The sequence below is a fragment of the Sphingobacterium puteale genome, from assembly GCF_050986225.1.
Lineage (GTDB): Bacteria > Bacteroidota > Bacteroidia > Sphingobacteriales > Sphingobacteriaceae > Sphingobacterium > Sphingobacterium puteale.
Map to the genome: position 1 here is coordinate 4935247 of NZ_CP158959.1, position 11767 is coordinate 4947013.

At 42.9% G+C, this 11767-nt stretch carries 6 protein-coding genes; 1 reads left to right on the plus strand and 5 read right to left on the minus strand.

Annotated features, from left to right (window positions below; genetic code table 11):
* Positions 1-405: 405 nt before the first annotated feature.
* Positions 406-4365 (plus strand): hybrid sensor histidine kinase/response regulator transcription factor, encoded by a 3960-nt coding sequence (locus ABTV71_RS20980; RefSeq protein WP_245971267.1) that lies wholly within the window; start codon positions 406-408, stop codon positions 4363-4365.
* Between the two features lie 75 nt (positions 4366-4440).
* On the opposite strand, the gene ABTV71_RS20985 is transcribed toward ABTV71_RS20980, so the two are convergent.
* The 5 genes from ABTV71_RS20985 to ABTV71_RS21005 all read right to left on the minus strand — a co-directional run bounded on the left by ABTV71_RS20985 (position 4441) and on the right by ABTV71_RS21005 (position 11766).
* On the minus strand, positions 4441-5766 hold the full coding sequence (locus ABTV71_RS20985) for an MFS transporter (protein ID WP_433900927.1): 1326 nt from the start codon (positions 5764-5766) through the stop codon (positions 4441-4443).
* Positions 5767-5867: 101 nt separating this feature from the next.
* Positions 5868-8177: a family 65 glycosyl hydrolase domain-containing protein gene (locus tag ABTV71_RS20990; protein ID WP_433900928.1), complete on the minus strand. Its 2310-nt coding sequence runs from the start codon at positions 8175-8177 to the stop codon at positions 5868-5870.
* Positions 8178-8197: 20 nt separating this feature from the next.
* Complete coding sequence (pgmB, locus tag ABTV71_RS20995; RefSeq protein WP_121122370.1) at positions 8198-8845, minus strand: beta-phosphoglucomutase; 648 nt, start codon at positions 8843-8845, stop codon at positions 8198-8200.
* A 33-nt stretch (positions 8846-8878) separates the two neighbouring features.
* Entirely contained in the window at positions 8879-10747 is a 1869-nt protein-coding gene (locus tag ABTV71_RS21000; RefSeq protein ID WP_433900929.1) for a glycoside hydrolase family 13 protein, read from the minus strand.
* Complete coding sequence (locus ABTV71_RS21005) at positions 10747-11766, minus strand: SusE domain-containing protein (RefSeq protein WP_433900930.1); 1020 nt, start codon at positions 11764-11766, stop codon at positions 10747-10749. Before ABTV71_RS21005 ends, ABTV71_RS21000 begins: the two co-directional genes overlap by 1 nt.
* Position 11767: the final 1 nt, after the last annotated feature.

Sequence of the window (11767 nt, forward strand, 5' to 3'; positions counted from 1 at the left end):
TCTGTATTTCTGAGCAATTTCTCACTCAAGTAACGTAAAGTGATTTCAATGTTTCCAGTCCAACAACGGACTGAGATCTATGTTCTCCTTGGCACGGCTCTCGTTGGGTCTGACTACAAATCCCTTTTCCAGAACCTGAAAACCGTCGTGAAAAACCAGTCTCCCGATGCAGCTTGTATAAGCGCAATAGATGAATAAGTAACTCGCTGAAAAATAGAAATACAACAATTTGTTGTCATAATTTTAGGGCAAGGCATACGTTTATCTTTGGTTATTATTGTACCATAAAAATCGCCAAATCATTGCTGTTAATCCAATCATAGCGTCTCAATTTTATATCATAGCGTATCAGTAAATCTCTTTTTTTCTTTTTTATTGACTATTTTTAGATAGATATTATAAATTGTGCACGGAATAACCTTTATACCTATCCTATATCTACTGCTCGTATGGACTAACCTGCAGGCGCAATCACTCTATTTTAAAAACTATCAGCCCCACGATGGTCTCTCCAATAGTTCTGTGAAGTGTATTACACAAGATACTCAGGGCTTTCTATGGTTAGGGACAAGGAATGGTCTCAATCGTTTTGACGGCAATCAATTTAAGATATTTAGGCACAATGCTTCAGATCCCTCAAGCATCGGGAGTTCATCTATTTTAAGTATCCTTACTGATAGCAAAGGAGTGTTATGGGTGGGAACGACATGGGGCACCTACTGTTACGATCCGGTTAAAGAAAACTTCAAAGCATTTAATCGAATACCAATAGGTGAGGTAAATGCCATACATGAGTACGCCGGTTTTATCTGGTTGCTTTCCAACGGGAAACTTTATCGCTATAATCCTTACACGACAGAGATCGTTTCTTTCGATCAAAACAAAAACACGCTGGTGGCCATTACCAGTAGTAAAAAAGGCGGTCTGTGGACCACAGACAATAACAGTACCATAGAACGATATCAAGTTAACACAGGCAAATTTGTTCAAATTGCGCTCAAAAAAAATGATCGGAAAGCACTGGCCAATACCAAGACTGTTTACGCCATCAACGATTCTCTACTTATGGTCGGCACCATCAATTCAGCCTACCTTTTTGATTTTAAAAATGGAACGTTAAAAAATCTATTTGCAAACCATTATCCCAACAAAGTTATTCAGGCAAATTGCATTATTCAACAGACAGAGTCGGTATACTGGATCGGAACAGAGACGGGAATATATACTTATGACATTCACACAGGTGAAAGCCAACACATCAAAAAAGATCTGCTCAACCCATTTGCCATATCTGACAATGCTGTTTTAAATTTCTATCGAGACCGGGAAGATAATATTTGGTTTGGAACTTTTTTTGGCGGCTTTAACCAATACAGCAATCAATTCGACAATTTCAAAAAGTACTTATCCGGATTTGGGAAATCGGCTCTATCAGGGAATATCGTACACGATATAAAGAAAGATAACTATGGAAATTTCTGGATAGGCACCGAAGATGGGGGGCTAAACAAAATAGATGCTCAGACACAACAGATTCAGCATTTTGTTGCCAATGGAAAAAAAGGAAGTATTGCACATAACAATGTTCATGGCTTGGCGACGATCGGCGATGATCTCTGGGTAGGCTCTACAACACATGGACTTGATATACTGGATGTAAAGACCGGAAAATTAAAAAAACACTATGACCGTATCGGCACAGGCCGATTACAAAGCAGTTTTGCCGTTTGCATCTATAAGTCCAGGGACAACAGCATGTTTGTCGGAACAGACCGCGCATTATACGTCTACAACAAAAATAGAGACAGTTTTGATCTCCTTCCCATTACAGCATGGATACAGGGAATTTATGAGGATGAATACGGTATACTTTGGGTCAATACTTATGGTAGCGGAGTCTATCAATATAACCGGGGTTCGGGAGAGATACAACATTTACTATCCGAGCAAGGTAAACAAAATACTCTGGTCAATAATTATGTCAATGGTTTATTCGAAGACAGCAAAAAAAACCTGTGGTTTTGCACTGAAAGCGGCCTCTCAAAATACCGCCGTGATGGGCATTTCACCAACTATCTGACCGAATCGGGTCTACCTTCCAATCAGGTATTTAAAGTCCTGGAAGACGACAATAACAGCATATGGATATCAACAGGTGGTGGATTGATCAGGCTGGATGAAGGTATCCCCCGTAGGATTATCTATACATCGAGAGACGGGCTTCCTGCAGATCAGTTTAATTATAATTCAGCTTTTAAAGATAGCGACGGTACCTTATATTTTGGCACCATTAAAGGAATGGTCAGCTTCAACCCTACAAAATCTATTAAGAATAACTTTATTCCACCTATATTCATTAGTGGCATTCAAATCAACAATGTAAGCATACCCGTTCATGAAAATGGCATAGTAAAACAATCCATCACCCTATCAAAAGAGATCCGCCTGACCTACGACAGTTCCAATATCAGTTTCAATATCGCAGCTTTGAGCTTTGTTTCCCCAAAGAGCAATCCCTATCGTTATATCATGGAAGGATATGACAAAGGCTGGACAGATATCACCGGCAGCCAGAAAATCTATTATAATAAGCTTCCTCCCGGAAGTTATACTTTTAAGTTCAAGGGCGCTAACAACAATGGGATCTGGAACCCGATGGAAAAAGAACTACGTATTGTCGTTTCGCCTCCATGGTGGTCATCAGTATGGGCTTACGTCCTTTACTTTTTGACCATTAGCACAATTGTTCTATTGATCTTGCGGTATTATTTTTTGCTGATCAAAGCGAATAATGCACAGAAGATGGATAGCTACGAACGTAAAAAGGAGCAGGAAGTTTACAATCTTAAACTCGAGTTTTTCACCAACCTTGCGCACGAGATCCGCACACCATTGACGCTGATTAAATTGCCATTGGAGAAACTCATCCGAACACATCAATTAGAGGATAACGATACGGTAAATGATCTTGCCCTGATCGAAAAAAACACAACGAGGCTGATTAGGCTAACCAATCAGCTTCTGGATTTTAGAAAAGCAGAAACAAATAATATGAGCCTTATCTTTACAAAAACAGACATTAACAGCTTGTTACTTGACGTATTCAATGACCTAAACACTCTAGCAAGAGAAAAGATGTTGCAATATGATCTTTCCTTGCCCCGGATTACACTCACTGCCCAAGTTGATGAAGAAGCTTTGCGCAAAATATTTACCAACTTAATCCATAATGCCATAAAATATGCCGCTCATCAAGTCCATGTCAAATTGCTTCCCTTCAACAGTGACGATATTATGTTCAATATCGAATTTCGAAATGACGGCGATATTATTCCATTCGAAAAGAGAGAAAAGATTTTCGAACCCTTTTATCGGCTGAACGAATCAAACAAAGATACGGGGACAGGTATAGGCCTCCCTCTCTCTCGTTCCCTGGTCGAACTTCATCGGGGGTCTTTGTCCTTAGCCTATACCGAAGAAAATCGAAACATCTTCCTGCTCTCCCTTCCTATCCTTCAGGAACAGTCGCTTGATATCAAGCCTCTTCTCGAAGAAACAGCAGATCATGAGGAAGGCAAATTATACGGGAAAGCAGACGAAAATGCTGAAAAACCCGTCATCCTCATTGTCGAAGACAATAAAGAAATACTGGCTTACCTCAATAAAGAACTAAAAACTGATTACACCATTTTGCGTGCAGGAAATGGCGCTGAAGCACTTGAGATATTGGACCAGGACAATGTACAGCTCGTCTTGACAGATATCATGATGCCCATTATGGACGGCATCGCTTTATGCAAGCGTATCAAAAGCGATATCCTGTACAGCCATATCCCGGTCATCTTCCTCACAGCAAAAAATGCACTAGATTCTAAAATTAAAGGCCTGAAAATTGGTGCCGATGCTTATATCGAAAAACCCTTTTCACTGGAATTCCTAACCGTACAGATACGAAACATCCTTAACAACCGTAAGATCATCAAAAATTATTTCACAAATTCTTCCATTTCCAATCTGAAGGATATTAATGTATCGGCTCCCGACAAGGATTTTATAAGCCAGCTCAACACTGTGATCTACGACAATATATCAGACATAGATCTCAATGTTGACGAGTTGGCTCGGTTAATGAATATGAGCCGACCAACCCTATATCGTAAAATTAAAGGTTTATCTGATCTCACGCCTAACGAGTTGATCAATATATCGCGTTTGAAGAAAGCGGCGGAATTGTTGGTTCAAAGAGAATATAACATTACTCAGATTTCGACCATGGTCGGTTATACCGTTCAATCCAATTTTTCAAGGGATTTCCATAAACATTATGGGATGCCTCCAAGTGTTTACATGACTGAAAATAGTTGAATCTTCCGACAAGAAATAAGCTAGGTGGATTTTGGGGCCTGCATGTGACATAAGTGTCACACGCAGGCCTCAAATTTATTGCTTGCTTTTGGGGACAAAGAATGCGGCCAAAAACATGAATATGCCTGCCAGCAATAAGCCATAGATCGATTGGCTCTGGAAGATGAATTTAATAATCATACCACCAAAAAAACCACATACAATCTGCGGCAGTGTAATGAAAAAATTAAAGAGGCCCATATATACTCCCATTTTTGTCGGCGGTAAATGGTCGCTCAAGATGGCGTATGGCATGGCCAATATGCTCCCCCAGGCGATGCCAATACCAACCATCGGTAAGATAAGCAATGTGGCATCTTTGATCAGAAACAGCGAGATCAGCGAAAGACCACCCACAATCAGTCCAAAAGCATGGGTTTTACTGCGCCCATACCGTTTGGCAATCGTGGGGATAAACAGGGCATACAGGGCCGAAACCCCATTGTAAATTCCAAACAGCACGCCTACCCAATTGGCGGCTTCCATATAAAGATTCTGGCGGTTTCCAGCTTTTAGATAAAACACAGATTCGGCAATAGCCGGCGTGGTATACACCCACATCATAAATAATGCAAACCAGGAAAAAAACTGTACCCAGCCCAATTTCTTCATTACCGCGGGCATAGCTTTAATATCCTTAACAATCGTAGTTAATCCAAATGCAGCGGTATTATCTACGGTCTCGACGGTTTCTTCGGTAAATGATTTCAGTTCCGATGGACTATATTCCTTTGTTTTGATCACCGACCATAACACCGAAAGCGACAATACCAGACCACCGGCATAAAAGGAATAAATGACATTCGTAGGCACATGCCCTTTCTCCGCAGTACCAGCAACCCCCAGATAATTGGTCAGGATATAGGGCAGTAACGACCCGACAACAGCTCCTACTCCAATGAGAAAGGTTTGCACAGAAAAACCAAGACTACGTTGCGCGCTAGGCAGATTATCTCCAATAAGTGCCCTGAACGGCTCCATAGTCACATTAATGGATGCATCCATAAACATCAGCAGCCCCGCTCCGATCCAAAGTGGTGGCAGTAAAGCTGTAAACAAGGCTGCATTGGGCATGAGAAACAATGTCAATGTGGTAAGCAGAGCGCCCACTAAAATATAGGGGCGACGGCGCCCCATACGCGTCCACGTCCGGTCACTATAATGACCGATAATGGGCTGGACGACCATACCTGTTATCGGAGCTGCCAGCCAAAATAACGACAGGTGCTCCACATCGGCACCAAAAGTCTGTAGGATACGCGAAGCATTGCCGTTCTGTAGCGCAAAGCCCATTTGTATTCCTAAAAACCCAAAGCTCATATTTACGACCTGGCTTATACTTAATTCAGGTTTCTTTCCCATAATAGGCTATCAAAATTTAAGACAAAATACAATTTATTTACTATTTAATCCCCATTTTTCAGCAATGTAGGCTAAGATCCAACATCGCTGAAATTATGGATTTATCTGAGTTGTGACACCTGTTTTCTATCTTGTCCAGCCAGTACGAAATCTTCGGTTGCCGTCTGGATATGGACTGAAGTGTCGCTGATATTTTCGATCGTATAGCCATCGGCGTCTACCGCAATCAACAGTGTCGCGCCACGAAATAGGATACGAAACTTATACCCCTCCCATTCGGGCGGTAACATTGGGTTGAGATAAAGTTGTCCATCTTTTACGCGCATCCCTGCAAAGCCTTCTACAATGGTCATCCATGTACCGGCCATTGAGGTAATATGCAAGCCGTCGTCGGTATCGTTGTTATAGTCATCCAGATCCAGACGTGCTGTGCGCAGATAAAACTCATAAGCTTTGGCGGTTTTGCCCAGTTTTGCAGCAAGGATGGCATGAACACAAGGTGAAAGTGAACTTTCATGTACAGTCAAGGGTTCATAAAAATCAAAATGACGGGCCAGAGTATCATCACCAAAATGCTCTTCCAAAAAGTAGAAACCCTGGAGCACATCAGCCTGTTTGATATAACAGGATCGCAAAATACGGTCCCAGCTCCATTTTTGGTTGATCGGCCTTTGCAACGGATCGAGTTCCTGTACAGGGATCAATTCTTTATCCAGGAAGCCATCCTGCTGCAAAAAGATCTTCCGCTTCTCGTCGTAAGGGAAATAGAGGTTGTCGATAATATGCTGCCAATGATTTTGTTCTTCGGCAGTTAATTTTAACCTGTCTACTAGACTTGCAAAAATTGCCGATTGAGATCTTTCAGCATTTCGAAGACACGCTAAAGTATATTCTAGACACCAGGAGGCAATTCGGTTGGTATACCAGTTATTATTGACATTATTCTCATATTCGTTAGGACCGGTTACGCCCAGCATCACAAATTGCTGTTTATCCGCACTCCAATTGACACGTTGTGCCCAGAATCTGCTGATCGCGATCAATACATCCAATCCATGCGACCAGATATAATCGGTATCCCCCGTATAACGTACGTAATTGTAAATGGCAAAAGCAATAGCACCATTGCGGTGAATTTCTTCAAAAGTAATTTCCCATTCGTTGTGACATTCTTCTCCATTGATCGTCACCATCGGAAAGAGGGCCGCCCCATTACCGAACCCCAATTTCGTTGCATTTTCTATCGCCTTATCCAGCTGCTGATAGCGGTACAAAAGTAAATTGCGTGCAACTTCTGGCGATTGCGTCGCCAGGTAAAATGGAATACAATAGGCTTCGGTATCCCAGTAGGTCACTCCACCATATTTTTCGCCTGTGAAACCTTTTGGACCGATATTCAATCGGGCATCCTCACCCGTATATGTTTGATTGAGCTGGAAGATATTGTACCGAATAGCTTGCTGTGCGGCTATATCTCCCAAAATTTCGATGTCACTTTCGTCCCAGATCGCCTTCCAGGCTTTGGACTGTTTTTCCTTCAGTTGGTCAAAATCAAACGCCCGTAGTTCAGTCAGCCGTTCTGTAGCGACAGTCTTTAACTTTTCTACAACATGGTTTTCGGAAGTGACAATCGCCACTCTTTTTTCAATACAGAGTGTTTGTGACCTCCCCACTGTCGCGCGATAGCGTTGGGCCATATAGCCATTTTCCGAAATGGTCTGTCCCACCTCAATGACTCCAGCCGCTCCCGTGACTAGCGTTTCGAGTTCAGCACAGACTTCAAAGCCCGTCTTTTTCGTTCGCGAGGAAACAAATAAGTTATTCCCCTGCTGTCCCTGTGCCAACGACTCCCAAAACTTTTCATCGTAGTTGCTGTCTCTATTAAGTACCTCGGCATCCAAAAAAGAAGTCAGCTCAATGGCAATATCACCTGTCAATGCCTGCAATTTATATTGCAAGGATGCTGTCTCGGAAGCAAAGAGATGATACATACGGGTTGCATCAACTTTAACTTCAGCACCGTCGGGCAGCTGAACGACAAAACTACGCTGCAACACACCGTGCAGCATATCCAGACGACGTTCAAATGAGCGGATGTTGACCTTCGCCAAATCCAGTCGCTGCCCGTTGACCAGAATATCCAGACCGATCCAGTTAAAAGAATTAATTACCTTGGCGAAATACTCCGGGTAACCGTTTTTCCACCAGCCTACTCGTGTTTTGTCAGGATAATAGATTCCAGCAAGGTAAGATCCCTGTAAACTTTTACCACTAAAATACTCTTCAAAATTTGCCCTTTGCCCCATACGACCATTGCCGATGGCAAAAATACTTTCCGAAAACTCATTGTGATCGGGTCTAAACTGATCTTCGATAATCTGCCAAGGATCATGTTTGATATATGTTTTCATACGTTGATTGTTCTACTCAATTAAAATCTTTCTACCAGCTCGCTGAGGTCTTCCACCAGCGCATCCGCCCCAATGAGGTTCTCAGGTTTTCCAACACCGATCACGCGCATTTGAGCTGCTTTCGCAGCATCTATTCCCGCTTGTGCATCTTCCAATACCAGACAGTATCGTGGTTGTATGGTCAATGCTTCCGCCCCTTTTAGAAATACTTCTGGATCTGGCTTTGAGGTCTGTACTGCATTTCCATCGATCAGCGCATCAAAATAGCCCACGATCTCTGTTTTCTGAAGGATGCTCAACGCATTCTTGCTGGCTGATCCAAGTGCAATCAGGATATCCTTTTCGCGAAGCCGCTGTAGCAATGCCAAACTGCCGGGCAAGAGCTGCGCAGGACTAAGCTGCTCGATCAGCTCGAGATACCATTGATTTTTCTGTTGCAACAATTGTGCTTTCTCCTGTTCCGATTTCTCCATTCCTGCCCACTTCAGAATAAGTTCAAGCGATTCAACGCGGCTCACGCCCTTTAGCTGCTCATTGTCAGCCAATGAAAAGGAATAGCCCAATTGCTCAGCCAGCCTATGCCAAGCCTGAAAGTGGTAAATTGCCGTATCCACCAGCACACCGTCCAAATCAAATATTACGGCTTTTACTGTAGTATAATTAATCATTGAAAAAAATGAAATTTAAAATATCGCCTTGTATTAAAATTTAAGGTCAAGGACTTTGGTCTCATAAGCCGCTAATTTGACTTTATTATCAACTGGTTTCAGTCCCTGCTGACTGATGACATCCACATAACCTGTCGCTTTTGCATTCCGTTCAGCAAAACGATCAAGCTTGACTTCCATTTCCTGGTCGTTGCAATTCATTATCACCATGACAGTTTGTTGCTCATTATAGCGGAAGTAAACATAAATACCATCTTCAGGTACATACTGCATGGTTTTCCCAGACTGCAATACAGCATGTTGTTTGCGGTAGTTGGCAAGGGTACGCACAAAAGTCCACATATCCTGTTCAGCTTCCGTTCTACCTGAAGCTGTAAACTTATCGTTTTTGTCTCCGGCAAAACCACCCTGAAAATCTTCACGCAAGAGACCGTCCGGATTGGAAAAATTCTTCATCAGAATTTCTGCACCATAGTACAATTGTGGGATACCTCTGGTCGTCAGCAACCATGCCATTGCGGATTTATATTTTTGGATATTTTCTCCGACCACAGAAAAGAACCTGTCTTTATCATGGTTATCCAAAAAAAGTACATTCCGTTCTGGTTGTGGGTACTGATAGTCCGATGCCAAGGTTGAGTACAGCTTATTTGCACCTGCAGTCCATTCCGTCTTTTGATTAAGAGCGTCGCCAATAGCATAATTCAACTGGAAATCCGTCACCCCCATCAATTTGGAGTCCACTTCCTGGCCAACATGTTTGCCGCCCAGAAAATATGCCTGATTGGCAACACCATGCACCCAGGTTTCGCCAAAAAAAGTAAACTGGGGGTACTCGCGTTGAATGCGATCTGTCCATTGGGCCATAAAATCAAGATCATTATAAGGATAAGTATCTATACGAAATCCATCTATTCCGGCCGTTTCGATCCACCAGATATGACTTTGTGTTAGATAATTCTGCACATATGGATTTTGCTGGTTCATATCCGGCATAGTAGGGACAAACCAACCTTTGACCATTTTCTTTTTATCTGCCGCAGAGGCATAGGGGTCAAAAATTGTCTGGTCTTTGTATGACGTCTGTGTGTAGCTAGGCCATTCGTTGAGCCAATCAGCCATCGGCTTATCTTTCACTGTCCAGTGGAAACTGCCGATATGATTGGGTACCACATCAAAAATCAGTTTCATCCGACGTTTGTGCAGCTGCTCACCCAGTTGGACATAGGTTTCATTACTTCCAAAACGTGGATCTATATGATAGGTTTCGGTATTGGCATAGCCGTGATAAGACGCTAAGGGCATATCGTTCGTGAGTACAGGAGTCATCCATACCGAGGTTACCCCCAGATCTTGGAGATAGTCCAGTTTATTGATCACGCCTTCTAAGTCTCCACCGTGCCGTAAATACATGGAGTCGCGGTTGAGACTCTGGTCTAACATACCTTTGACCCGGTCGTTTGCTTTATTGCCATTGGCAAAACGGTCGGGCATAATCAGGTAGATCAAGTCTTTGCTGTTTACCCCTTGCGCTTTGACCCCTTGGTTTCGCTGTTTTAATTCGTAGCGATAAGTCCATTTCTTCTTTCCTTGACTGAAGGTGAAAGTAGACCATCCCGGTTTAGCCGAGGCGGAGATTTTTAAGTCTAAAAACAGGTAATTGGGATTTTCCACGCGGTTTACCTGAATGAGTTCAACGCCTTTGTCATCAACCTGAACCTCACTTTTCCCGATCTGAGGACCGTAGATCACAAGCTGTACCGTTGGGTTCTCCATTCCTACCCACCAGTTTAACGGTTCTACCCGCTGAATGGATTGCCCCTTTAAGGGGCTCCATCCAAGCGCTGTTAGTGCCACAATTCCTGCGGTAAGTCGTATTGTTTTTTTTAATTTAGTCGGCATTATTTCTTAGTTAAAGTGTATGTATTCGCATTGAGGTCAAGGATGATATCATAAGTTCCGGCATTCGCTACTGCGATATCAGCACCACCCGCGACAAGGTTTCCATTTGCCCCGCCAAAGTTCGTTCCCCATTCGTGATTCTTGCGGAACTTAATCGCGCCCGCAGTCAAGTTTACAGTGAGCTTCCATACTTGGTTGGCGTTATCGTATTTCATGTCGGTATCTGCATCCCAGCCTTTTGGTGTCGCACTACCGATGACGCCCCAGCTGTGATCTTTGAATATAATGGTATTCGCTGTTGTATTGACTTCAAGCTCAAGATTGCCTGTGCGTGGAGCTTTAATATCTTGACCACCATTGTAAACTATTTTACCCGGCTCTGTTTCTCCATACGAATTGCTCCAATTTCGTTCAGGTGTCAGTTTAAATGTCAATTTCCCCTCCGGAAAATAGATTATTCCACTATAAATCCCGTTACTCGTTGGCGAAATCAACGATTCAGCATTGGCCTCAACCCAATCTTCATAAGCCCCTATGGCATATAGATAACTGGTGGATGCGTAGGGACTGGCTTTTAAACCACTGATCGTGGAAAATACAGGCGCAATCTTAGCGTTGATACTGGACTTCAGACGTATATCAAAATCCGATGCTTCACCAGTAGGCACACCAAGAGCCAACAGGTAGCTATTCAGTTCATAACCTGTGAATCCAATTGCACTGTGTCCATTGGGTATCACAACTTCTTTCACTGTTTTAAAATTATCACCCTTGCGTCCAAACTGGATCACATTTGTTACTGCAGCCTGATACCCAAAGTCCGGTTGCACCAGATTCAGGTGCAAGACTGTATCGTTAGCGGTTGCTTTTGATAGGGTCAGATTACTTTTATCCAACGTCAATGCGGCGGCTTTTACCGATTCTGTCGGATGAAGCCGGGCCTGCGTTTCGTCTTTTTTACAACTTTGGAAAGCCACCAGCACGAGGAGCGCTATTCCGATATAGTGTATTAGTTTCATG

Coding starts and splice junctions, on each gene's coding strand:
- ABTV71_RS20985 (WP_433900927.1), bottom strand. CDS start 5,766: ATGGGAAAGAAACCTGAATTAAGTATAAGCCAGGTCGTAAATATGAGC.
- ABTV71_RS20990 (WP_433900928.1), bottom strand. CDS start 8,177: ATGAAAACATATATCAAACATGATCCTTGGCAGATTATCGAAGATCAG.
- pgmB (WP_121122370.1), bottom strand. CDS start 8,845: ATGATTAATTATACTACAGTAAAAGCCGTAATATTTGATTTGGACGGT.
- ABTV71_RS21000 (WP_433900929.1), bottom strand. CDS start 10,747: ATGCCGACTAAATTAAAAAAAACAATACGACTTACCGCAGGAATTGTG.
- ABTV71_RS21005 (WP_433900930.1), bottom strand. CDS start 11,766: ATGAAACTAATACACTATATCGGAATAGCGCTCCTCGTGCTGGTGGCT.